The following is a 22,926-nucleotide window of genomic DNA, read 5'->3' as shown; positions in this document are numbered from 1 at the left end:
GCTGTCGACATGCTGTTTCCCCCTTGGCTGCGGGCATCAAGCCCTCTTCGAGAGCTTAGAGTGGCGCGGCGGTGCCTCCAAGTCGCCCTCGCAAAGCGGCGCACGGCGCAGTCATGTCTGTGAAGGATCCACCCGGCCGTAAATCGTCCGCTCCGTCTTTTCAGAAGGTAGCCCTGGCCCCCCGTCGTAGCACACGGACACACAGCGCAACGTTCCCGCCCCCACACGTAATCTGTTTAGATGCCTCGTTTTGCGCTTGATATTGAGTCCGTTCCCCGTCCCGTCCGCGCCCAGGCGCTGCTGGATGCGGTGAACCACCGGGTCGTCATTGCCGACGGGGCAATGGGCACCATGCTGCAGGGCCGGGAACTCTCGCTCGAGAAGGACTTCCTGGGGCTGGAAGGCTGCAACGAGATCCTCAATGACACGCGGCCGGATGTCCTCGCGGACATCCATGACGCGTACTTCGCCACCGGCATCGACGCCGTGGAAACCAACACCTTCGGTGCCAACTGGTCCAACCTCTCGGACTACGGCATCGACGACCGGATCGAGGAACTCGCTCGCAAGGGTGCAGAGATCGCCCGCGAACGCGCAGAAGCCGCAGAAAAAACAGACGGACGCATGCGGTGGGTCCTCGGCTCGATGGGGCCCGGCACCAAGCTCCCCAGCCTCGGCCACACCAGCTACGACTACCTCAAGCAGACCTTCGCCCTGCAGGCTGAGGGCCTCATCGACGGGGGAGCGGACGCCTTCCTCATCGAGACCAGCCAGGACCTCCTGCAGACCAAGGCCGCGGTCAACGGCTGCAAACAGGCCATCGTGACCCGCGGCATCCGGCTCCCCATCTTCGTCGAGGTGACCGTCGAAACCACCGGAACCATGCTCATGGGATCCGAGATCGGCGCCGCACTCACCGCGCTCGAGCCGCTCGGCGTCGACGCCATCGGCCTGAACTGCGCCACCGGGCCGGACGAGATGAGCGAGCACCTCCGCCACCTCTCCAAGCAGTCCTCCGTGGCCATCGCCTGCATGCCCAACGCCGGCCTCCCGGTGCTTGGCCCCAACGGCGCGCACTATCCGCTGTCACCCAGCGAACTCGCCACCGCGCACGAGCAGTTCGTCCGGGAATTCGGCCTGGGCCTCGTGGGCGGATGCTGCGGTACGACGCCGGAACACATGGCCGCCGTCGTCGAACGCCTTGAGCCCTTCCGCACCAGCGCCACCGTCACCGGCGGTGGGAGGGGAACCGACGGCGCCCGCGTCCCCACCGAACGCGAAGCAGGCATCGCTTCCCTCTACCACCACGTCCCGTTCGACCAGGAATCCGCCTACCTCGCCATCGGTGAGCGCACCAACGCGAACGGTTCGAAGGCGTTCCGCCAGGCGATGCTGGAAGAGCGCTGGGACGACTGTGTGGACATCGCCCGCGAACAGGTCCGCGTTGGCGCGCACCTGCTCGATGTCTGCATCGACTATGTAGGGCGCGACGGCGTGGCCGACATCAAGGAGATCGTGTCGCGTTTCGCGTCGGCCTCCACCCTCCCGCTGGTCATCGACTCCACCGAACCGCCCGTGCTGCAGGCCGGCCTCGAACTCATCGGCGGCCGCCCGGTGGTCAACTCCGTCAACTACGAGGACGGCGACGGCCCGAACAGCCGCTTCGCGCGCATTATGCCGCTGGTGAAGGAACACGGCACCGCCGTGATCGCCCTGACCATCGACGAACAGGGCCAGGCCCGCACCACTGAAGGCAAGGTGGCCATCGCCTCCCGCCTCGTCGACGCCCTGGTGGGCGAATGGGGCATGCGCGTCGAGGACATCATCGTGGACGCCCTGACCTTCCCCGTCGCCACCGGCCAGGAAGAGACCCGCCGCGACGGCATCGAAACCATCGAGGCCATCCGCCAGATCACCACCAAGTACCCCGGCATCAACACCACCCTCGGCGTCTCCAACGTCTCCTTCGGCCTCAACCCGGCAGCGCGCGTGGTGCTGAACTCCGTGTTCCTGCACGAAGCCGTCCAGGCCGGCCTGTCCAGCGGCATCATCGACGCCGCCAAGATCGTGCCGCTCGCCTCCTTGCCGGAGGAACAGCGCAAAGTGGCCCTGGACCTCGTTTATGACCGCCGCGAATACGATGCCGACGGCAACGTCACGTACGATCCCCTGGCCATCATGCTGGACCTGTTCGCCGGCGTCGACACCGCAGCGCTCAAGGACCAGCGCGCGGCGGAACTCGCCGCCCTGCCCACCGGCGAACGCCTGCAGCGGCGCATCATCGACGGCGAAGGCAAGGGCCTCGAAGCTGACCTGGACCTTGCCCGCAGCGAAGGCATGTCACCGCTGGCCATCATCAACGACCAGCTGCTCGAAGGCATGAAGGTTGTGGGTGAGCGCTTCGGCGCCGGCGAGATGCAGCTGCCGTTCGTGCTGCAGTCCGCCGAGGTCATGAAGAACGCGGTGGCCCTGCTCGAACCGCACATGGAGAAGTCGGACGCGTCGGGCAAGGGCACCATGGTGATCGCCACTGTGCGCGGCGATGTGCACGACATCGGCAAGAACCTGGTGGACATCATCCTCACCAACAACGGCTACAAAGTGATCAACATCGGCATCAAGCAGGGCATCGCCGAGATCATGGCCGCAGCCGAGGAGCACGACGCCGACGTCATCGGCATGTCCGGGCTACTGGTGAAGTCCACCGTGGTCATGAAGGAAAACCTCGCCGAACTGCAGTCCCGGGGCCTCGCGAAGAAGTGGCCCATCATCCTCGGCGGCGCAGCCCTGACCCGCGCCTACGTGGAACAGGACCTGGCGGAACAGTTTGAAGGCACCGTCCGGTACGCCAAGGACGCCTTCGAGGGCCTGGCACTGATGGAACCGCTGGTGGCGGTGGCCCGCGGCGCCGACCCGGACGCCGTCGGCCTTCCGCCGCTGAAGAAGCGGATCCACAAGGGCGGCCCGAAGTTCACGGTGACCGAACCGGAGGCCATGCCCGGCCGATCCGACGTGGCCGCCGACAACCACGTGCCTGCGCCGCCGTTCTGGGGCACGCGCATTGTGCGCGGCGTGGCACTCCACGACTACGCGGCCCTGCTCGACGAGCGCGCCACGTTCATGGGGCAGTGGGGCCTCAAGCCCGGCCGCGGCGATGACGGCGCCTCCTACGAGGAACTGGTGGAACTCGAGGGTCGGCCGCGCCTGCGGTACTGGCTGGACCGCATCCTCGCCGAGGGAATGCTGGACGCGTCCGTCGCGTACGGCTACTTCCCGGTGGTCTCCGAGGGGGAACAGGTGGTTGTGCTGCACCACGGGGAGGATCACGACGGCGTGCTCGGCACTGCGGGACTGCTCGCCCCCGACGGCGGTTCAGGCGGTCCGATCGGCACCGAGCGGCTGCGTTTCGACTTCCCGCGCCAGCGCCGGGACCGGCACCTGTGCCTCGCCGACTTCGTACGTTCGCGCGAATCGGGGCAGGTGGACGTGCTGCCGGTGCAGCTGGTCACCGCCGGCTCGAAGATCGACGAGGTCACGTCCGAGCTGTTCAAGGGGAACCACTACCGCGACTACTACGAGCTCAACGGCCTGGTCATGCAGCTCACCGAGGCACTGGCGGAATTCTGGCACGCGCGCATCCGCTCCGAGCTGGGCTTCGCGGACGAGGAGCCCAAGGACAAGGCAGGGTACTTCAAGCTCGATTACCGCGGTGCCCGGTTCTCGCTCGGCTACCCCGCGTGCCCCGACATGGAGGACCGCCGCAAGGTGACGGAGCTGCTGCGTCCCGAGCGGATGGGCGTGATCCTCAGCGATGAGCTGATGCTGCACCCCGAACAGTCCACCGACGCATTCGTGTTCCACCACCCGGAGGCGAAGTACTTCAAGGTGTGAGTTAGGGCCTAAGCTTCCCTCATGGGAATTATCATCACACTGCTTATTATCTGGCTTGCCCTGTCGATCCTCGGCTTCGTGGTGAAGGGCCTGCTGTGGCTGGCATTCATCGGCCTGATCCTGTTCGTGGCCACGGCCGTGTGGGGCTGGTTCAAGCGGAAAACTAACGCCTGATCTCCTCCAGGTCAGGTACGACGGCGGGTTGGGCCTTGGTGGCCTGCCCGCCGTCGTTGTATACCGGTTTTACCCGCCGGAACGCGGCGAGGATGGCCCGCCCCACCACAACGATTCCGATGATGGTGGTGACGGCACGCAGGGTGTCCCAGCCCGCCGTCGACGTCACCAGCGAGTAGAGCAGGAAGCTGCTCAGGTTGGTGGCCAGCGGCGCGCCGGGCACGTAGGAGATGCCCGTGCCGGCACCCACCGCGAAGGGCCAGAACCACAGGTTGGTCAGCAGGCCGAACAGGTAGGACGCCACGGCGCCGTAGCCGCACAGCATCCACAGTTCGGCCCGGCCGCGCACGCGGCGGGGGAGCAGGCCCGCCCCCGCGCCCACCCACGCACAGGCGAAGATCTGGAACGGTGTCCAGGGCCCGATCCCGCCCCACAAGGCGCTGGAAACGGCGATGGTGGCGGCGCCCAGGAGCATGCCGAAACGGGGTCCGAAGGCCCGGCCCGCCAGGATCAGCAGGATAAAGACCGCCTCCACGCCCCCGACGCCGGTGCTCGCCACCCGCACCGCCGAACCGACGGCGGCCAGGACGCCGAGCAACGCCACCGTGTGGGCGGAGCTGACCGAGCCGTCGAGGGACACCACAATGGCCACCACGGCGAGCGGCGCAATGGCCAGCGCCGCGTAGGGGAGGGCCGCGGCGGCGTCCTCCGGGAAGGCCGCCGCCAGCAGCGGCCAGCAGAAGGCCGCGAGGGCCACGAGGTTCGCGGCGGCGAGAACTGCGAGCTCGACGCCCCGCGGCATCCGGACGCGGCGGGATGTTTTCGCGGCTGGAATGTCTGTTCCGCGGTCGGTGAACCGTGGTGCTGCCATGCGTTGTGCTGCTGGGACAGCAGTGGGGGCTGCTTCAGCCGGGACGGCTTCTGTCAGCGAAGAGGGTGCGACGCCGTCACGCATCGGGAGGATCCGGGCGCCGAGGCCGTGGGCAAAATCGTGGTCGTGCGTGGCGATCAGGACCGCCGCGCCGGAGTTCGCTGCGGCCCGCAGCGCCGCAGAAACTGCCGCGCGGGCCGCAGGATCGAGTCCGCGGGTGGGCTCGTCGATGAGGAGCACCTGGGGATCGTCCATGGTTTGAAGCGCGATGGCAAGGATCCTGCGCTCGCCTGCAGAGAGGTCCCGGGGATGCTCGTGCCCAATGGGAATCCGGACGTCCCCCCGCAACCGGGCGAGGTGCGACTCCGCAGACCGTGGGGGAAGCTGGCCGCCGCCCCGGCCTGACTTACGGGCCGCGCGCGCCTGACGCCGCTCGGCCGCGCGGAGCTCCGCTGCGACGGTATCCCTCGTGAAGAGGTCGTCCGAGGCGTCCGGGACCAAGGCGATGCGGCCGCCGTCGACCGTTCCGCCGTCGACCGGTCCTTCACCGCCCGTTCCCTCACTGAGGGCGAGCGCCACCAGGAGGGACGACTTCCCGGCCCCGTTCGGCCCCACTAGGGCCACAACTTCACCACGGTGCAGGGTCAGGGACGCCTCGCGCACCAGCGGCGTGCCCTTGCGGTGCACCGCAAGCTTTGCCGCGGTCAGTACGGGCGCGTGCCCGGCCGGCTGTGCCGGCGTCGGGCGGAGAACGGCAGCGGGCGACGGCGACGGTGCAACACCGGGCACCAGGGCGCCGTCGTCGATGGTCCACCACGAATCGGCAACGGGTACCAGCTGCTCCGCCCGGTGCTCTGCCACGATGACGCAGACACCTGCTTCGCGGGCAAGGGCGCTGAGGACGGCGATGACGTGCCCGCGGGCTGCGGTGTCAAGGTCTGCGAGGGGCTCATCAACCAGGAGGAGTGCCGGTTGTTCCACCACGGCTGCGGCGATGGCCACGAGCGTTGCCTCACCCGCAGAGAGGGTGCTGATATTCCGGTCCAAGAGCGCCGACACCCCGATGCTCTCCGCGACCTCCAGCACCCGCGCCTTGGCGGTCCCGGAGGCGATGCCGCGCAGCTCAAGGGCAAGGGCGATTTCGTCCCGGACCCGGGTGGTGGCGAACGCGGCGCGGGGATTCTGCAGGACGACGCCGATGAGACGGGCGGTATCGCGCGGCGGCGTGGCGGCGCGGTCCGTTCCGGCGACGCGCAGGGTGCCGGAGACTTCTCCGCCGTCAACGTGCGAGAGGAGGCCGGCGACGCCCCGCAGGATGGTGGACTTTCCGGAGCCCGTTGGCCCGGTAATCACCGCAATTGACCCGCTCGACGGCGCGAAGTCCGCCACGCGCACCAGTGCGTCGCCGATGCGGAATTCTGCGTCCCGGACGAGGACCGGTGCTTCGGTACCCCGGCCGGGCGGCTGTGCTGCCCGGCTCCCGAAGCCGCGCAGCTCCAGGGCCGCGGCAACCCGGCCAGCGTGCTCGAGGGTGCGCTCGAGCACGGGCACCAGGGCACGGGGTCCAAACTTTTCGCCCCGCAACCGGAACGCCAGGCGCACGGAGGTCACGGCGTCGGCAAGTGCCGGGAGCGCCGCCCAGGCCACCACAAGCATCCGGGCAACGCCCTGCATGGGGCCGCGGCGGGCCAGGTGCACGAAGCCGCGGGCCACGTCCACCCAGGCGTTGAGCAGGCCGAAGCCAAGGAACATCCCGGCAATCGGCAGGGCGGACAGGACGGCCGCCCACAGACCGGGTCCCGTGACCGGGCCGAGGAGGACCACATGGGAGTAGGGGGCGGACAGCCGGATCGCCGGCAGGTCGAGCAGGACCGGTTCGCCAATGCCCGTCCCGTTGAAAAGGACGCGGTAGATGACCCGCGCCGCGATGAAGACGACGGCGAGAGCCGCCGCGGCTCGTAACGGCGCGGGTCGGAAGGTCATGCCGCGGGGGCGGCCGGTTCGCCGTCGACCGTGAAGAGCAGTTCAAGGCTCTCGCCGGGGCTCACCTTCAGGGTGGCGAGGCCTTCCTGGGCGTAGGCCCAGTCACCGGAGGCCGGCTTCACCCAGAGGGCCCAGTAGGCAAAGGCGGCCGGCATCTTGCCGCATTCTTCCCGGTACGTGCCGCCCTTGTGGGTGATGTCGAAGTCCGCGGCGGGCACACCGTTGACACGGCATACGAGTTCGTTGGGGTATTCGGTGGTGCCCTCGGTCTTGATGTTGGCCTCGTCCAGCACCTTGGAAGCGACGGTGGGCTCGTCCACGGGCACACACACGGAGGTGTCGGCGGCAGCCTGCTTCAGGGCGCCGGAATCGACGATGACCTTCACGCCGTCGCAGGGCCCGGAGGCGCTGGGTGCGGCACTGGAAGAAGCCGCTGCCGTGGATGCCGGGGCAGAGGTGGTGGGCTGGGTGGCGGCCGGTGAGGAACAGGCGGCGAGGGAAAGCAGGAGACCTGCGGCGGCGAGGGAGCTCGCGGCGGCGGTGCGCATCTTAGTCAAAGTCACGTGTTAAGGGTAGGGCGTTGCCTGTCCGGATCCGGATGCCGTCGCGTTATGTGACGTGCGGCTTCAACAAATCCGACTGACACGCAGGCTGATTCACGGTTACTGTCGAAGCATGCACCCGGCGACGCAAAAGCTGGCCCCTGCTGATGAGGCGAACCTGGTGCTCGACCACGTCGGCCAGGTCAACGTGTTCCTTGTCGCTGGCCTGCTCGGGCCGGGCGGCTTCCTGGCTCCGGACGGCACCCCGGACATGGCACGGCTGCGGGCAATCCTCCGCGAGCGGATTGCGGAGTTGCCGGCGCTCCGCAAAAGAGCAGCCCGGGTGGGCCGCCGGCATCACTGGATCGAATCCATACCCGACGTCGAGCATCACGTCCGCCTCGTCGAGCCCGTCGACGGTCTTGCCGGACTTCAGAACAGATGCGCCGAGCTCATGGGCCAACCGCTGGCAGCGGACCGTCCGTTATGGGAGATCCTGGTGGTACCGGGCGCCACGGCCAGGGGACCCGGTGTCGTGTTGCGCATTCATCACGCGGTGGCGGACGGCATGACGGCAGCAGTGATTGTCCAGCAGCTCTTTGATCCGGGTGAACCGGGGGAGACGGCGGGAAACGAGCCGCAGACACACGGGCTGGCGGAGGCACGGCGATACCGTCCGCGGGACGATCCACGCCGCACGCTGCTTCGGCTCGGGATCGGCCTGCGCCGCATACGCAAGACCTTGTGGGGCCATGCCGTGGGCGGCACCGTGCTGCTCGGGGAGCGCAGCGCGAACCACGGCGTGGCGTTTCTGCGTGCGGAAATCGAAGCCCTCGAGGCGACGGTGCGTCCGCAGGGTGCCACCGTAAACGATGCCCTGCTCGGCGCAGCGGCGGCAGGCTTCCGCGCAGCCTTGATTGCTGCCGGTGAACCAGTTCCCGCTTGGCTGCCGGTGTCGGAGCCGGTGGCGTTGCGGCGCCGCGGGACGGCAGGAAACCAGGTGGGAGTCATGCTTGTGCGGCTGCCGCTCGGCGAGCCAGACCCCGATGAGCGCCTGCGGCTCATCGCCGCCCAGACCCGTGAGGAGAAGCCGCTGGCGAGGGACCAGGGCACCCTGGAGTTCATGCGTGGCCCGATCGGCGCGCGCATCATGGACCGCCTCGCCCGGCGGCAGCATCTCGTTGGCGGTTTCGTCACCAACGTGCCGGGTCCGGAAGGCACTTTTCTCATCGCGGGTGCTCCGGTCATTGCGCTCTGGCCGGTTGCGGTGCTCGCTGGCAACGTGCGGCTCGGTGTCGCGGCTGTCTCATACGCGGGCAGCCTGTGCTGCGGCATCCACTTCGACGCGTCGAATGTGCAAGGTGACGTGTTTGCCCAGGCCATGGGAGAGGAGCTGGCACGGCTGGGCAGGTGAGCAAAGTGGGACCTACGGCAGGACGGCAGGACCCATTCCAAAGCAAAGCGGTCGACGGCGGGAGGTCCCGCCGTCGACCGCTCAGGGTTGTTACTTGGCTTCCGACGCGGCCACCAGCGCATCCTCCGGGGCTTCGCGCTGTGCTGTTTGGTACTGCGCGGCGCCCGACGACGGATGTGCTGCGACTGCCGCGGCGTGCTCGGCCAGCACCCCGGTCTGGTGGCGGATCTTCAGGCGGTAGAGCAGGGTCCCGCCAATGATTACGGCCCCCACGAAGATCACGCCGCCCCACTGCAGGTACCACTCGAACGGCGGCACCGAGTTGTAGATCTCAGGCCGGGGCCAGACCAGGTTCACGGTCATGGCCCCGCCCCACAGGACCGCCAGGATGTTCACGGGCAGGCCCCATTTGCCAAGGCTGAATCCGGGCTCGGTGCCGTCTGCGGCGAGTGGCCACTTCTTCAGGAGCCGGTTGCGCAGCAGGGGAACAGTGACCAGGAGGTAGGAGAGGTAGATCAGGACGATGCTGATGCTGGACATGATCGTGAAAATCGCCGGCTGCATGACGTTGATGAGCAGGGGCATGATGGCCAGGATGCCGATCACGATCGCCGCAACAGTCGGTGTCCTGCGGACCGGATCCACTTTGCTGAGCTGCCGGCTGAACGGCAGGTTGTTGTCCCGCGCCATGGCGAACATCATGCGGATGGCGGCGGCATGGACGGCAAGGGTGCACACCACTACGGCCACCACGATGCACGCCAGGAAGGCCTTGCCGAAAGGTCCGCCCAGTACGGAGAGCACGATGTACTGCAGGCCGCCGTCGGCCGATCCCACCTTGGGATCCGCCAGGTCCGGTGCGGCCAGGATGCCAAACAGCAGGATCAGGCCGCCCAGCACGAACGAGGCCGTAATGGCCCGCAGGATGGCTTTGGGTGCCGTGCGTTTAGGGTCCTTTGTCTCCTCGCCCAGGGAGCTGGCCGTGTCAAAGCCGTACATAACGTAGCCGGACGCCATGGCGCCGATCAGGAAGACGCCGAAGAAACCGAGGTCGTGGCCTTCGCCGAAGCCGGCGGTGTCGAAGAAGACCTCAGGGCCGCGCACCACGTGCCAGCCCAATGCCAGGATCAGGAGCACGGCTGCGCTCAGCTCCACAAAAACACCGATGCTGTTGATCCGGGTCATCAGCTTCACGCCGAACGCGTTGATGAGTGTGGAGATGGTGATCATGATGGTGGCCAGCACCACGCCGTTCATCGCGAAGTCGTAGGGGCCGGTGCCGTCGCCGACGAACTGGAAGCCGGACCACAGCTGGGGCAGGGTGAGCTGCAGGGCAAGTGCCACGGAGCCCAGCGCCACGATGGAGGAGAGCATCAGCAGCCAGCCCGCCAGCCAGGACGAGGTCCCCGACGAGAGCCGCTTGGCCCAGTTGTAGACCGATCCGGCCACGGGGTAGCGGCCGGCCAGCTCGGCGAAACAGAGCGCCACCATCAGCTGGCCGACGAACACGATGGGCCAGGACCAGGCGTACGCCGGGCCGGCCATGGAAAAACCAAAGTAGAACAGTTGGAAGACGCCGGTGAGGATGGAGATGTAACTGACGCCTGCGGCGAAGCTGGCAAACTTGCCGATGCTCCGGTCCAGGGTCTGGGTGTAGCCAAAATCATCCATGCCGCTTGAATCAATACTCTTGCTGGGTTCCAATGTGTGAACTCCTAAGTCAGAAAAGTACGACGATGCACCCCGCGGCCGCAAGGGGGCGCGGGTGAAATCAATAGCCTCCGGAACTTGCCTCTCAGGCGAAGGACGGGCTGAGCTCCTCCTCTTTCCTTGCAGCGACTTGCCCTGCAGCGCCGCTGCTGTGGCCTGCGCGGATGAGCTCGGCGCAGCGCTCGCCGATCATCATGACGGTGATGTTGGGGTTGACGGTGACGTGTTCCGGCATCACAGAGGCATCCGCCACGCGGAGGCCGGTGACGCCCTTGACCCGCAGCTCGGGATCCAGCGGCGACATGTCGTCGTCGGCCGGCCCCATCCGGACCGTGCCCACCGGGTGGTACACGGTGTTGTGGGTCTTGCGGATGTACTCCCGCAGCTCCTCGTCCGTCTGCGCCTCAATGCCGGGCGAGAGCTCGCGGCCGGTCCATTCGGCCATGGCGGGCTGGGCGGCGATTTCGCGGGCCTTGCGGATGCCGGCCACCATGACGCGCATGTCGTGGCCTTCGGGATCCGTGAAGTAGCGCGGATCCACCATGGGCTTGTCACGGAAATCGCGGCTGCGCAGCCGGACCGTGCCGCGGGAGCGGGCGTGCGTGACGTTCGGGGTGAGGCTGAAGCCGTTCTCCGTGGTGGGGTAGCCGTACCGCAGGGTGTTCATGTCGAACGGGACGGAGCCGTAGTGCATCATCAGGTCCGGGCGGTCCAGGCCGTCCTCGGTGGGGGTGAAGATGCCGATTTCCCACCACTGGGTGGAGGTCTGCACCATGGGCTGCCTGGCCTCGAACTGCACAACGCCTTCGGGGTGGTCCTGCAGGTTCTCGCCCACGCCGGGGGAGTCCACCAGCACCTCGATGCCGTGCGCGGCGAGGTGCGCTGCCGGGCCGATGCCGGAGAGCATCAGCAGCTTCGGGGAGTCGATGGCACCGGTGGACAGGATGACCTCACGGTGCGCGGAGAGCCGGTGGGTCCGGCCGAACGCGGAGTCCACCACGTCCACGCCGGTGCAGCGCTTCTCCGTATCGAACACCAGCTGGCGGGCGCGGAGGCCTGTGAGCAGCGTGAAGTTGGGGCGGTCGATGATGGGGTGGATGTAGGAGACCGAGCTGGAGGCACGGGTGCCGTCCGCGCGGCGGTTGATCTGGAAGAAGTTGGCACCGTTGATCACGGTGGTGCCGGTGTTGAACTTCGCACGCGGAATGCCCGTCTGTTCGCAGGCGTCCAGGAGCGCGACGCCGGCAGGATCCACCGGGGGCACGTTCATCAGGTGCACCGGGCCTGAGTCCCCGTGGTGGGGCGCGTCCGGGCCGGCGTCCTCATTGGTTTCCAGCCGCTGGTAGAGGGGCCAGGCGGCGTCGGCGTTCCAGCCAGTGGCACCGTATTTGGACTCCCACTCGTCCAGGTCCTCGCGGGGTGCCCAGAAGGCGATGCAGGAGTTGTGGCTGGAACACCCGCCCATCACCTTGGCACGGGCGTGGCGCATGAAGGAGTTGCCGTTTTCCTGCGGCTCCACCGGGTAGTCCCAGTCGTAGCCGGATTCCAGCAGTTCCATCCAGCGGTCCAGCTGCAGGATTTCGGGGATGTTGCGGTCGTCCGGGCCGGCTTCCACCAGGGCCACGGTGACGTCCGGGTCCTCGCTCAGCCGGGCCGCGACGGCGGCACCCGCGGATCCGCCGCCGATGACGACGTAGTCGAACCCGCGGTCGGTGACGTCGTCGATGTTGTCGTAATGCATCTAGTTCTCCTTGCTGTGGTCAGCAAACCAGCCGGTTACCTGCGGGCTGGTGTTCTGGTAGATGTGCTTGGCTTCCTGGTATTCGGCCAGGCCCGTGGGGCCCAGCTCGCGGCCGACGCCGGACTGGCCGAAGCCGCCCCACTCGGCCTGAGGCAGGTAGGGGTGGTAGTCGTTGATCCAGATGGTGCCGTGCCGCAGCCGGGATGCCACGCGCTGCGCCTTGCCGGCGTCCTGGGTCCAGACCGCGCCGGCCAGGCCGTAGACGGTGTCGTTGGCGGTCGCCACCGCTTCGTCCTCGGTGCGGAACGTTTCCACGGTGACCACCGGGCCGAACGCCTCGTCGATGACCACGGACATTCCCCTGTGGACGCGGTCCAGGACGGTGGGCTGGTAGTAGAACCCGCCGTCGTACTTTTCTCCTTGCGGCGCAGCACCGCCGGTCCGCAGCCGGGCACCCTCCTGGATGCCCCGCTGGACATAGGCATGGACTTTGTCGCGGTGGGCCGCGGAAATCAGCGGCCCGGTTTCGGCGTCGTCATCAAAGGGGCCGCCCAGCCGGATGTCCCGGGCACGGCGGACCAGTTCGTCCACGAAGCGTTCGGCGATCGACTCCTCCACCACCAGCCGCGCACCGGCGGAGCAGACCTGCCCGGAGTGGACGAACGCGCCGTTCAGGGCATTGTCGACGGCGGCGTCGAAGTCCGCGTCCGCGAACACCACGTTGGGGTTCTTGCCGCCGAGCTCCAGCGCCACCTTCTTGACGGTTCCGGCGGCGGCGGCCGCGATGCGCTTGCCCGTTTCCAGCCCGCCCGTAAAGGAAACGAGGTCGACGTCGGGATGTTCCGAGAGCGGTGCGCCCGCCTCCGCGCCGGCCCCGGTCACGAGGTTGGCGACGCCGTCCGGCAGGCCGAGGTCCTGCAGCAGCTGCATCGCCAGGATGGCTGTGGACGGGGTCAGCTCGGAGGGCTTGAGGACGAAGGTGCAGCCGGCGGCCAGGGCGGGTGCGATCTTCCAGGCAGCCTGGAGCAGGGGGTAATTCCACGGCGTGATCAGGCCGCAGACGCCCACGGGTTCGTAGACGATTTTGCTGACGACGGCAGGGTTCCCGGCGTCGACCATGCGGCCCGCCTGCTGCCCGGCGAGCCTGCCGAAGTACTCGAAGCAGGCGGCAATGTCGTCCATATCGATGCGGCTTTCGACCATACGTTTGCCGGTATCCAGCGACTCGGCGCGGGCGAACTTTTCGCGGCGTTCGCGCAGTCCGGCGGCGACCTTGAGCAGGAAGGTGCCGCGCTCGGGTGCGGGGACGGAGGACCAGACGCCGGAGTCGAAGGCTGCACGGGCTGCGGCGATGGCGCGTTCGGCGTCCTCCCGGCCGGCCTCGGACACGGTGGCCACCAACTCGCCGTCGGCGGGATTGCGGATTGCGCGCACAGCGCCGGAGGAGGCTGGCTCCCAGGCACCGTTGATGAACAGGGTGGATGCTGTTTCAGTTTTTTCGGTTTGAGCTGCGTCCCGTACGGGTGTGGCGTAAGTCATACGAGGGACAGTAATGCAGATTGAACGAGTGTTCAATACTTTTCTTGAACACTCGTTCAATGTTACTGAGGGGGCTTAACCTGCCCGATGCTGGTGGTTCAGGACTCGTGCAGCTCGTGGTCCTTGATGGTGTGGTCCTGAAGAGGTGCGAAGGCGATTTGCTCCGTGCGGGCGATGCTTCGCTGGATGGAGGCCTCATCAATGCCCAGAAGCGCGGTCAGCCACATGCCATTTTGGATGACGACAATGTCCGCGGCCCGCCCCCGGCACGCCTCCCAGGAAAGAGCAGGCTGGGCGTTGGAAACCAGCGCAGCAAGGCCGTCGAGATAGCGGTCGAACGCCTCGGCGTTGATCTGTGCATAGCCTTCGTCAGCTTGGGCCAGCGCCCAAAGATGCAGGCGCAGGGACAGATAGCGGGTGGTCAGCAGGTCGGCGGCCGCCACTCGCCGCAGGGCCTTGCGCAGCTGCTCCTTCGGATCCGACGACGGGTCGGGTGCCACGAGCAGAAGGTCGTGCTCATCAACCCGGCGCAGGGCGGCCCGTATCAGGCTTGTCTTGTCGTCGTAGTAGTAGTTCACCAGGCCGAGCGCGACGCCGGCTTCGCGGGCCACGGCCCGCATGCTCACACCCGAAATCCCATGACGGGACAGCAGATCCAGCGCCGCCTCGAGAATGCGCGACTGCCTGTCCATCTGTTCGCCGGAGTTCACGGCATTGGTCCCCATCTGGCCAGACTATTGCCTAACCCGTACGAGTGCACTTTCGGGGGCGCCGCATGACCAAAGCGGACGACGGCGGGACGTCCCGCCGTCGTCCGTTCCACGGGGGGACTTGCCCCTAGAACCGGGTGGTGCCGCGGATCTTCCGGGGGCGGCCGTCCGGGTCCACGAGCAGGCGGTTTGCCGGATCCGCCCAGAGGCGCTGAAGGCGTGTCACCGGTTCCGTGCTGTGGTGCCGCACGTGTCCCTGGGGGCGGGGCGGGCGGCCGCCGGTTTCGTGCCACTGATCCAGGGCGTCGGCGGCGGCATTCCACAGCTTGAGCCCGGCCGCCGGGTCCTGAAGCCGGGGGTCACCCTGGTCCAGGCCCAGGTGTTCGGCCCAGAGTTGGAGCCGGAGCTCGTGGGGCAACGGACGGGAAGCCGCGGTGCTGGCTGTGGTGTCGATGACCGCGCAGGTCAGCTCGCTGTCGGTGGTCCAGGACCGACGGTTGAAGTTGTCCGACCCGCACGTGAACCAGGTGTCGTCGATGATGCAGATCTTGGCATGGACGTAGATCGGTGTCCCGGCTCTGTTTTCCAGGTTGAACACGCCGAACCTGTCCGCTGCGACGCGGTTGATCGTTTCGATGGCGCGCAGTTGCCCGAGCCGCTTGGGCGGCCCTCCCAGCGGACCGTCGGAGTCGGGGTAGCGGGGCACCACGGCGATCACGTTCAACCCGGGGTTCTGCTCGAGGGCAGCTGCGATTCCGGCGGCGACCTCTGCCGACCACAGGTACTGGTCCTCGATGTAGATCAACGAGCGGGCCAAAGAGAATGCTTTCGTGTAGGCCAGGGCAACGCTTCGCTCACCATGGGGTGCGAAAGGGAACGGCGGATGCTTCACTCCGTAGGTGCGCAGCAGCTGCACGGCGTGGGGGCCGGCCGGCGGCGGTGGCGGCGCAGTCTCCGGCAGGGGTTCGGGGTGCCGGGGCATATCGGCCAGACGTTGCAGCAGCATCCGGTACGGCGTGCGCCGGTCCAGGGGATGGGGGTCATCCCACCTTTCCGCGAACAGCTTCAGCACATCTGCCACCACCGGGCCCCGCAGTTCGAGGGCGGCGTCGTGCCACGGAGGCTGTTTCCCGTACCGGGGATCCATGTCCACCGCCTGCGGATCTCCCGCGTGATCGGCGTCGTCCCGACGGCTGTGGGAAAGGTCGATTCCGCCGACGAACGCGATGTCCCGTGAAGGGTCGTTACGACTGCGGATGACGAACAATTTCTGGTGATGGCAGCCGAAGAGGCGCACCCGCTGATCCAGCAGCACCTCGCCACCGGCGTCGTTGATCTGGCGGCTGAGGAGTTCATTGGACCGGTTACTCATGGGGGCAGACAGGCGCTCGCCGTGGGATCTCCAGATCAGGCCGCGCACTTCCACACCCGCCCGGGCCAACCGCGCCAGCAACTCGCCGATCGTCGGCCCGTCCGGCGTAAGCCGCTCGTCGCCGTCGCCCCGCCAGTCGGTGAACCACACACGGTCGCCCGCTTGAAGAGCCGACAGCTCCTCATGCAGCCGGGCGAAGTACGTTGCCCCATTGATCAGGGGCCGCACGAGGTTGCCCTCGGACCAGGACGGCGATCCCGCACCGGCCGCGTGCACTCTGGTGGCTGCATGTCCCCGCTCAGCACCACTCAAGAACCAGTAAGAGGCACTACTGTCCACTCGATGTTCCCTTCAGGGCCCGAGGCCGCCCTCATTGTCCGGCCTACTCAGTAGCCTACGACTATGGCCAACATCCGTGCTGACCTCACCTTCAGCGACGCCTGACAAAAGGAAGCGGACGACGGCGGGACGCCCCGCCGTCGTCCGTCACCCGAACGCATCCGGTCAGGAAGTCGACCGTGTGTCGAACGCCGCGGCCGATTCCCGCAGCAGGCGTGCAACGGTGTCCGCAGGCATGCTGGTGGACCGCCGTCGGTCGAACCGCCGCAGGACAATGCGTCGCGTTCCGAGCCCGGGGACGTCCAGGATGTCGACGCCGTCCTGGACCACGCCGCTCAAAGCCAGGGTGGGTACGATCGCAATGCCCTCGCCCGCAGCCACGAGTGCGAGGGCGGTCAGTGTTTCCTGGTACTGATGGACAGTCTCCATCCGGGCACCTGTTGACTGGCGAAGCCGACCGAGCACCGCCGCGTTGGCGGCCGATGGCTCGACGCCTAGCCACGGAAACGGCAGCCCGGCGAGGTCAAGATTTTCGGTGCTGAGCAGGGCGCCCGAGGGAACCACCAGCTTCCATGGTTCGTCGAGGAGGGGCTCTTCGATCATTCCGGCGGAAAGGGAACGCTGCTCGGCCGTCGTCGAGTCCAGCTCGACCACGACGGCGTCCAGCTGGCGCTGACGTAGCAGCCGCATCAAGGCAGGAAAGTCGTCCTCAACGATCCTGATCTCCAACTGCGGGTACTCCACGCGCCACTCGGGCAGGCGCGGGATCACCACTGTCCGAACAAAGCTGGTGAATCCCCCCACGCGCACGACACCTGCGACCGTGGCCCCGCCTTCGATCCGGGCGCGGGCAACGCTAAGTGCGCGTTCAATCTCCTCGCCGGCTTCGGCAACTGCCAGGCCGGCGGGGGTCAAGACCGATCCCTTGGGCGTACGCACCACCAAGGCGTGCCCGGTCTCGTCTTCCAATTTGTTGAGCTGCTGTGAGACGGCTGAAGCCGTAATTCCCAGCTCGTCAGCCGCAGCGAGCACCCCGCCCGTGCGGGCAATCGCAAGAAGGACGCGCAGCCGGCGCGGATCGATATCCATGTTAAGTAGTTCTAAACCATGCCTTCAGTGGAATGCAATTGCTCTAAAGGTGTGCCTTCCTCATAATTGCTGTTGAAACGACGGTCCGCGGGAGGCGTCCAGGCCGGTCGTCCAAGCCAAAAACACACACATAGCCCGCCATCTACACTCCGCCCAGCGGACGGCAGCCGGGCACCACCTCTGAAAGGACATCATGGAACTGCTGTGGGAAATCGCAGGTTGGTCGGGGGCAGTTCTGATCCTGTCGGCATACCTGTCTGTCTCCATGGGTTGGTTGAAGGCCGGCAAGCGGTTCCAGGTGGCCAACCTCATCGGTGCATGCGCCTTCATCGTCAATGGTGCGGTCCACGAAGCGTGGCCCTCCGTGGTCACGAACATTGCCTGGTGCCTTATTTCCGCCATCGCAATTCTTCGTATGCGCGCCACGCCCGAGTCGCCGGTGGCCGCTGTCGAGGCCCCGCAGGTGCAGTTTCCCGGCGTACCTGACACAACCGGCCAAATCGCAGTTGTCGAGGCAATTACTTCTGCCGTTCACGGCGACGTCGCCGGACGCGCGGCTGAGTGCCAGGCAAGCCTGCGTGACGGGTGGACAGCGGACTCAGCCCACCTGAGCAGCGCCGTGGGGAAGTGCTAACGACGTTCCCCCAGACGTAACCGTCGACGCTTGCAAATCCTCATTGTGGTGGATGCCGAACTGGGCCACCATGATCCTATGGATGCTGAATCAGCCCAAGCGGTGGAACCGAGCCTTCCCCAGGCTTTCCTGCTTTTGGCCACAAACGACAAGAACGGCAAGCCCGAAGTGCCCTTGTTCGCACTCAGGACCACAGTGGCAGGGGCAATACTGGCCGAGCTGGACCTGCTCGGTGCGGTCGAGCTGGAGGGGAAGCATGTCAGGGCCACTGGCACTGCCCCCGCTACGGACTTCCAGGACGAGCTGGAGCTCATCCGCGGCAAGTCCCGGTCCCGCACTCCCAAGTGGTGGGTCTCCGTGCTGGACAGCCGCGCCGAAGTGCAGCGTGTGTACGAGGGAATGGCGTCCCTGGGCACCGTGGAACATGTCGGCGAAAAACACCTAGGCAGGTTCCGGGCCGTGCGGTACCCGGAGAAGGACCACGCTCCGAAGGCGGCGCTCCTGAAAAAGATCGAGGCGGCACTGAGCGGTGCTCCGGCGGATCTGGAAGTGCCGGACACAGCGGCGACTGATGCGCCTGCGGCTGCCGGCGGGGCGGAGTCAGCGGCGACCGCTCCCGGGGCGCCTTCAGCGGCGGCCGCTGCCGGGGCGCCGAACGCCAAGGCGGCTGAGGCCGCGAAGCCCGGCGCCAAGGCACCCGACGTCAGAACCACAGTGCTGATCGCCCTGCTTCAGGCGGCCGGACTGCTCGGCAAGCTCTTCCCGGCAGCAGATCTAGCCCGGGCCAGTGAGTTGTCCAGGGACTATTGGCCGACCCGCGCCGTGGAGGACGAACTTCGCCTGATCAGACTGGCAGAGGAAGAAGCCGCCACCTTGTGAGGCTGCCCTGTCATCACTACGCGGGCGGGCCCCCGCGCGGGCAGACTCACCAACGTCAGCGCGGGGCGAGGACGCAGAACTCGTTGCCTTCTGGGTCGGCGAGGCATACCCATGGCACATCGCCTTGCCCGACGTCGGCGTCAGTGGCGCCCAGGGCCCGCAGCCGGGCCACCTCTGCCGCTTGGTCATCACCGGGGTACGGCATCAGGTCGAGGTGGACACGGTTCCACACGGTATCCTCGCCGGGAGTACGGAGTAGCTCCAGATACGGCCCGACACCCGTGGCCGAACGCAGCCTCGCATGGTCGTCGGTCACCTCGTGGAGGGTCCAGTCAGTAGCCTCGCTCCAGAACCGTGCCATGGCCCGCGGATCCGTGCAGTTGACCACCACCGTGGCGATCGGCCCGGTGTCCCGGTAGATCTCCCGAGGCTCCAGCACACAGAACACATTGCCCTCCGGGTCAGCCAGGACCGTCCACGGCACATCACCCTGGCCCACATCTGCGGGCGTTGCACCGAGCTCCAACAGGCGCGCCACCAGCTCCGCCTGATGCGCCGCAGAAGTGGTAGCGAGATCGAGGTGCGCGCGGTACCTCACCGTTTCGGGGTCCGGGACGGTGACGACGTCGACGCACACGGCGGCGGGGTCCGGCCAGGCGAAGCCCACGGGTTCAACATTGGTCACACCGGGGCCTTCGCTGGAAACGCCCCAGCCGAGCGCCTCCGCCCAAAACCGGCCCAGCGCCGAGTCATCCCGGGCCTTGAAATTCACCTGTACAAGTCGCAACGCCATACCGTCAGACCCTACCCGAGCTGATACCCGACACGGGAGGCACACTGGTTGTTCAGCCCGCTAGTTGTTCAGGGCCGCGTACAGGTTCAGGCTGGCCGAGAACACCAGCCACGAAACGTAGGGCAGCATCAGCACCCCCGCCGTCGTACTGATCGGTCCGAAGTGCAGCACGGCGAAGGTCGCAATCACGCAGTGGACCGCAATCACCAGCAGCGCCAGCCAGAGTGCGGCGGTACCCATCATGGGGTACATGCCGAAGAACACCAGCGGCCACGACAGGTTCAGTAGCAGCAGGCCGCCATAGGCCTTGAGCGCCTCCCGGCGCGGGGAATGCTGCTGACGCCACACCAGCCACGCCGCCACCGCCATGGCTGCGTACAGCACCAGCCACACAGAGCCGAACATCCACCCCGGCGGGGTCCACGGCGCCTTCTCCGCAGCCGCGTACCAGGCGCCGTTCATCCTGATCGGCAGCGAGCCAAGCGCCGAAACCGTCCAGGATGCCGCCAGGAAACCGAGGAGGGCCGCAATCTGCCGCCGCCGCGGCCGTGTGCCGGGGGCGGGAGTGCCCGGGGCGCTATGTTCAACGTTCAAGAGCACTGACTTACTGTGAACAACCGCAGGCCTTCCCGTCAAACCACGACGGCGGGACCGCCCGCCGTCGTGCTCCTCGCTTCCCGGACTGGCAAAACTCACCCATTGCCCCAACAGGTGAAGTGTGTTTCACTATTCTTCACGGAGGGGAGTATCCCCTGAATGTTCCGTCGTCAGTCCGGCCGTCCCTGAACGGCCCGGCGGGACAGGTCCCCCGGGGACCGGGAAAGACCTCCAGTTGGTTGAACTGACTGGAAGCGGGTTTCACTGATGAATGTTCCCTTATGGGGCTGGTTGGCCGTTCTTGGCGTCATTATCCTCATGCTGGCCGTGGACCTTTTCGCGCATCGCCGGGCGCATGTGATCGGGGTCCGGGAGGCGGCCCTGTGGTCAGCAGTCTGGGTGGCCTTCGGAGTTGGTTTCGGCGCCCTGGTGTGGCGGATCTACGGGGCGGAGTTCGGCCAGCAGTACTTCGCCGGATACCTGATCGAGAAGTCCCTCGCCGTGGATAACGTGTTCATCTGGGCCATCATCTTCACATATTTCGCGGTGCCCCGGGAGTACCAGCACCGCGTATTGTTCTTCGGTGTGCTCGGCGCCCTGGTGTTCCGGGGCATCTTCATCGCTGCCGGCTCCGCGATCATCGCCAGCGCCGGGTGGGTACTGTACCTGTTCGCAGCCTTCCTTCTCTACACGGGCTACCAGATGATCCGCCACCGCAATGAGCACCTTGACCCGGAGAAGTCGAAGGCCCTGGCGCTCTTCCGCCGGCGGGTGCCCATGACGGAGAACTTCCACGGCCAGCGGTTCCTGATCCGCAGGAACGGCGCCCTCCTTGCCACCCCGCTGCTGGCCGTCCTGGTGCTGGTCGAGGTCACGGACATTATCTTCGCGGTGGACTCCATTCCGGCGATCTTCGCCGTCACCGACGAAGTCTTCCTGGTCTTCACCGCCAACGCCTTCGCCATCCTGGGGCTCCGCGCCATGTACTTCCTGCTGGCCGACCTGATCCACCGGTTCATCTACCTCAAGATCGGACTCGCCCTGGTCCTGATCTGGGTGGGCATCAAGATGCTCCTCAAGATCGACGTCTACTACATCCCCACCCCGGTATCCCTGGCCGTCATCGCCACGATCCTCGGCGTATCCGTGGCGGCAAGCCTCTGGGCCACCCGCGGGCAGGGACGCCACGCGCTCCCCGCACCGCAGAACCCGCCCTTCGGGACCGCCTCGGATGAGGAGATCGACGCCCTGGAACCCTTGTGGCGGCGCCCTGGTAAGAAGCCGATCCGGACATGAACCTGGACGAAGCGCCCCTGCCTGGCCCGCCCGCCTCCGGGCGGGCAGGCTGGACCTTCCTCACCAACCACGGGCACGTGCTGCTGTCCGTGGCGGCCGACCCGGACATCCGCGTGGCGGACATCGCCGACCGGGTGGGCATCACGCCACGGGCAGCGCTCCAGATCCTCAAGGACCTAGAAGACGGAGGCTACGTGCACCGCACCCGGGTGGGACGCCGCACCCGCTACAACATTGAGCCGCACCAGCATTTCCGGCATCCCACCGAGGCAGCCCGGGAAATCGACGGGCTGATCCGCCTGTTTGCGGAGCCGTCACCGTAAGAACGCTGCCCTTTTCCCCGCGGTCTGGGCAGTTCTGGCCAGCAAGCGTGTCAGTCATAGACTTCATCGCAGAACCAATGGAAGGCGGATCACTGAATGGCGGTAATGCCACCGGCCACGGTGGAGGTGAGTGACGCCGCGGTCCAGCGCCTCGTCCGGGACCAGCGGCCCGACCTCGGCGATCGTCCTCTGACGCGGGTTGCCAATGGCTGGGACAACGCGACCTTCCGGCTTGGCGACGACCTTGCCGTCCGGCTGCCGCGGAGGACGGAGGCCGTTTCGCTGATACTCCATGAGCAGCGCTACCTTCCGGACATTGCCCGCCGCTCGCCCGTTGCCGTTCCTGTCCCCGTTCATGCCGGCCGGCCGACGTCGGACTTTCCCTGGCCGTGGAGCATCGTGCGGTGGGTCTCCGGAGCCGCCGCGGCCGACGTCGGCCCGGCAGGCCGTGGCCCGGCCGCCGAAGGCCTGGCCGAATTCCTCCGGGCCCTCCACGTGCCCGCCGAAACCGGCGTCCCGGTGAATCCTTTCCGCGGTGTGCCGCTGACGGACCGTGACGCTGCGGTGGTGGAACGGCTCGGGGACCGCGAACGCTACCCGCAGGCTTCAGCACTGAGAACGGTGTGGGCGCAGTCCCGTGCCGCTAAAGCCTGGGATGGTCCGGCGATGATGCTCCACGGGGACCTTCACCCGGCCAATATCCTGCTGGCGGAGAGCGGCTCGCTGGCCGGCGTCATCGATTTCGGCGACGTCGGGGCGGGGGACCCTGCTGTTGATCTCGCAGCGGGATGGCTGATGTTCGACGGCGGCGCCCGCCGGCGCTTCATGGGCGCCTTTGGCCCCGCAGTGGACGGGGACACCTGGATGAGGGCCCGGGGCTGGGCCCTCATCCTGTCCACAGCCATGCTGAGCAACTCGGACGACAACCCGCGGATGTTCGCCGTGGGAGAGTTCGGCATCAGGCAGATCCTGGAAAGCTGACTTTTGCCCGCAAACCTGAAGCGGCGTTAATTGTCGGTGCCTGCTGGG

18 protein-coding genes are annotated in these 22,926 nt (G+C 67.1%); 8 read left to right on the top strand and 10 right to left on the bottom strand.

The annotated features are described in order from the left end of the window. Positions 1-240: 240 nt before the first annotated feature. Both metH and Q8Z05_RS05100 read left to right on the top strand, forming a co-directional pair. Positions 241-3,891, top strand: a complete 3,651-nt coding sequence (metH, locus tag Q8Z05_RS05105) for a methionine synthase (RefSeq protein ID WP_305942408.1) — start codon at positions 241-243, stop codon at positions 3,889-3,891. A 21-nt stretch (positions 3,892-3,912) separates the two neighbouring features. Further along, positions 3,913-4,065: a hypothetical protein gene (locus tag Q8Z05_RS05100; RefSeq protein WP_305942407.1), complete on the top strand. Its 153-nt coding sequence runs from the start codon at positions 3,913-3,915 to the stop codon at positions 4,063-4,065. On the opposite strand, the gene Q8Z05_RS05095 is transcribed toward Q8Z05_RS05100, so the two are convergent. Then, the gene (locus tag Q8Z05_RS05095) at positions 4,055-6,919 is read right to left on the bottom strand and encodes an ATP-binding cassette domain-containing protein (RefSeq protein ID WP_305942406.1); all 2,865 of its coding nucleotides are present in this window, start codon (positions 6,917-6,919) and stop codon (positions 4,055-4,057) included. The genes Q8Z05_RS05100 and Q8Z05_RS05095 overlap by 11 nt on opposite strands. Further along, positions 6,916-7,482 carry a hypothetical protein gene (locus Q8Z05_RS05090; protein WP_305942405.1) on the bottom strand — a complete coding sequence of 189 codons (567 nt, stop codon included), beginning with the start codon at positions 7,480-7,482 and terminating at the stop codon, positions 6,916-6,918. Before Q8Z05_RS05090 ends, Q8Z05_RS05095 begins: the two co-directional genes overlap by 4 nt. A 112-nt stretch (positions 7,483-7,594) precedes the next feature. On the opposite strand from Q8Z05_RS05090, the gene Q8Z05_RS05085 reads away from it, so the two are divergent. Then, positions 7,595-8,875, top strand: a complete 1,281-nt coding sequence (locus Q8Z05_RS05085) for a wax ester/triacylglycerol synthase domain-containing protein (RefSeq protein WP_305942404.1) — start codon at positions 7,595-7,597, stop codon at positions 8,873-8,875. Positions 8,876-8,965: 90 nt separating this feature from the next. On the opposite strand, the gene Q8Z05_RS05080 is transcribed toward Q8Z05_RS05085, so the two are convergent. The 6 genes from Q8Z05_RS05080 to Q8Z05_RS05055 all read right to left on the bottom strand — a co-directional run bounded on the left by Q8Z05_RS05080 (position 8,966) and on the right by Q8Z05_RS05055 (position 17,375). Continuing rightward, a complete protein-coding gene (locus tag Q8Z05_RS05080; protein ID WP_305942403.1) occupies positions 8,966-10,546 on the bottom strand; it encodes an APC family permease in 1,581 nt (526 codons plus the stop codon). Positions 10,547-10,670: 124 nt separating this feature from the next. Then, a complete protein-coding gene (locus Q8Z05_RS05075; RefSeq protein ID WP_305942402.1) occupies positions 10,671-12,326 on the bottom strand; it encodes a GMC family oxidoreductase in 1,656 nt (551 codons plus the stop codon). Continuing rightward, positions 12,327-13,865 carry an aldehyde dehydrogenase family protein gene (locus Q8Z05_RS05070; RefSeq protein ID WP_305942401.1) on the bottom strand — a complete coding sequence of 513 codons (1,539 nt, stop codon included), beginning with the start codon at positions 13,863-13,865 and terminating at the stop codon, positions 12,327-12,329. 98 nt (positions 13,866-13,963) lie between these two features. Next, entirely contained in the window at positions 13,964-14,590 is a 627-nt protein-coding gene (locus tag Q8Z05_RS05065) for a TetR/AcrR family transcriptional regulator (protein WP_305942400.1), read from the bottom strand. Positions 14,591-14,702: 112 nt separating this feature from the next. After that, complete coding sequence (locus Q8Z05_RS05060; RefSeq protein WP_305942399.1) at positions 14,703-16,259, bottom strand: phospholipase D family protein; 1,557 nt, start codon at positions 16,257-16,259, stop codon at positions 14,703-14,705. 192 nt (positions 16,260-16,451) lie between these two features. Then, positions 16,452-17,375 (bottom strand): LysR family transcriptional regulator, encoded by a 924-nt coding sequence (locus Q8Z05_RS05055; RefSeq protein ID WP_305942398.1) that lies wholly within the window; start codon positions 17,373-17,375, stop codon positions 16,452-16,454. Between the two features lie 193 nt (positions 17,376-17,568). On the opposite strand from Q8Z05_RS05055, the gene Q8Z05_RS05050 reads away from it, so the two are divergent. Continuing rightward, positions 17,569-18,009, top strand: a complete 441-nt coding sequence (locus Q8Z05_RS05050) for a CBU_0592 family membrane protein (RefSeq protein ID WP_305942397.1) — start codon at positions 17,569-17,571, stop codon at positions 18,007-18,009. Positions 18,010-18,087: 78 nt separating this feature from the next. Beyond that, on the top strand, positions 18,088-18,888 hold the full coding sequence (locus tag Q8Z05_RS05045; protein ID WP_305943485.1) for a GOLPH3/VPS74 family protein: 801 nt from the start codon (positions 18,088-18,090) through the stop codon (positions 18,886-18,888). A gap of 55 nt (positions 18,889-18,943) precedes the next feature. Here Q8Z05_RS05045 and Q8Z05_RS05040 read toward each other — a convergent pair whose 3' ends face one another. Beyond that, on the bottom strand, positions 18,944-19,681 hold the full coding sequence (locus tag Q8Z05_RS05040) for a VOC family protein (protein ID WP_305942396.1): 738 nt from the start codon (positions 19,679-19,681) through the stop codon (positions 18,944-18,946). Between the two features lie 60 nt (positions 19,682-19,741). Beyond that, a complete protein-coding gene (locus tag Q8Z05_RS05035; protein ID WP_371745926.1) occupies positions 19,742-20,281 on the bottom strand; it encodes a TspO/MBR family protein in 540 nt (179 codons plus the stop codon). A gap of 264 nt (positions 20,282-20,545) precedes the next feature. On the opposite strand from Q8Z05_RS05035, the gene Q8Z05_RS05030 reads away from it, so the two are divergent. The 3 genes from Q8Z05_RS05030 to Q8Z05_RS05020 all read left to right on the top strand — a co-directional run bounded on the left by Q8Z05_RS05030 (position 20,546) and on the right by Q8Z05_RS05020 (position 22,878). Then, positions 20,546-21,574, top strand: a complete 1,029-nt coding sequence (locus tag Q8Z05_RS05030) for a TerC family protein (RefSeq protein WP_305942394.1) — start codon at positions 20,546-20,548, stop codon at positions 21,572-21,574. Next, positions 21,571-21,897: a helix-turn-helix transcriptional regulator gene (locus tag Q8Z05_RS05025; protein ID WP_305942393.1), complete on the top strand. Its 327-nt coding sequence runs from the start codon at positions 21,571-21,573 to the stop codon at positions 21,895-21,897. The genes Q8Z05_RS05030 and Q8Z05_RS05025 overlap by 4 nt, the downstream gene beginning before the upstream one ends. Positions 21,898-21,993: 96 nt before the next feature. Beyond that, positions 21,994-22,878, top strand: a complete 885-nt coding sequence (locus tag Q8Z05_RS05020) for an aminoglycoside phosphotransferase family protein (protein ID WP_305942392.1) — start codon at positions 21,994-21,996, stop codon at positions 22,876-22,878. Positions 22,879-22,926: the final 48 nt, after the last annotated feature.

The sequence above is a fragment of the Arthrobacter oryzae genome (assembly GCF_030718995.1).
GTDB lineage: Bacteria > Actinomycetota > Actinomycetes > Actinomycetales > Micrococcaceae > Arthrobacter > Arthrobacter oryzae_C.
The sequence above is the reverse complement of the archived record's forward strand: the minus strand, read 5'-3'. Positions and strand labels throughout refer to the sequence as shown.

Bases quoted from the DNA above. Each gene is read 5' to 3' on its own strand.
- metH (WP_305942408.1), top strand. From the start codon at position 241: ATGCCTCGTTTTGCGCTTGATATTGAGTCCGTTCCCCGTCCCGTCCGC.
- Q8Z05_RS05100 (WP_305942407.1), top strand. From the start codon at position 3,913: ATGGGAATTATCATCACACTGCTTATTATCTGGCTTGCCCTGTCGATC.
- Q8Z05_RS05065 (WP_305942400.1), bottom strand. From the start codon at position 14,590: ATGGGGACCAATGCCGTGAACTCCGGCGAACAGATGGACAGGCAGTCG.
- Q8Z05_RS05030 (WP_305942394.1), top strand. From the start codon at position 20,546: ATGAATGTTCCCTTATGGGGCTGGTTGGCCGTTCTTGGCGTCATTATC.
- Q8Z05_RS05025 (WP_305942393.1), top strand. From the start codon at position 21,571: ATGAACCTGGACGAAGCGCCCCTGCCTGGCCCGCCCGCCTCCGGGCGG.
- Q8Z05_RS05050 (WP_305942397.1), top strand. From the start codon at position 17,569: ATGGAACTGCTGTGGGAAATCGCAGGTTGGTCGGGGGCAGTTCTGATC.
- Q8Z05_RS05070 (WP_305942401.1), bottom strand. From the start codon at position 13,865: ATGACTTACGCCACACCCGTACGGGACGCAGCTCAAACCGAAAAAACT.
- Q8Z05_RS05095 (WP_305942406.1), bottom strand. From the start codon at position 6,919: ATGACCTTCCGACCCGCGCCGTTACGAGCCGCGGCGGCTCTCGCCGTC.
- Q8Z05_RS05075 (WP_305942402.1), bottom strand. From the start codon at position 12,326: ATGCATTACGACAACATCGACGACGTCACCGACCGCGGGTTCGACTAC.
- Q8Z05_RS05055 (WP_305942398.1), bottom strand. From the start codon at position 17,375: ATGGATATCGATCCGCGCCGGCTGCGCGTCCTTCTTGCGATTGCCCGC.
- Q8Z05_RS05045 (WP_305943485.1), top strand. From the start codon at position 18,088: ATGGATGCTGAATCAGCCCAAGCGGTGGAACCGAGCCTTCCCCAGGCT.
- Q8Z05_RS05040 (WP_305942396.1), bottom strand. From the start codon at position 19,681: ATGGCGTTGCGACTTGTACAGGTGAATTTCAAGGCCCGGGATGACTCG.
- Q8Z05_RS05080 (WP_305942403.1), bottom strand. From the start codon at position 10,546: ATGGATGATTTTGGCTACACCCAGACCCTGGACCGGAGCATCGGCAAG.
- Q8Z05_RS05085 (WP_305942404.1), top strand. From the start codon at position 7,595: ATGCACCCGGCGACGCAAAAGCTGGCCCCTGCTGATGAGGCGAACCTG.
- Q8Z05_RS05020 (WP_305942392.1), top strand. From the start codon at position 21,994: ATGGCGGTAATGCCACCGGCCACGGTGGAGGTGAGTGACGCCGCGGTC.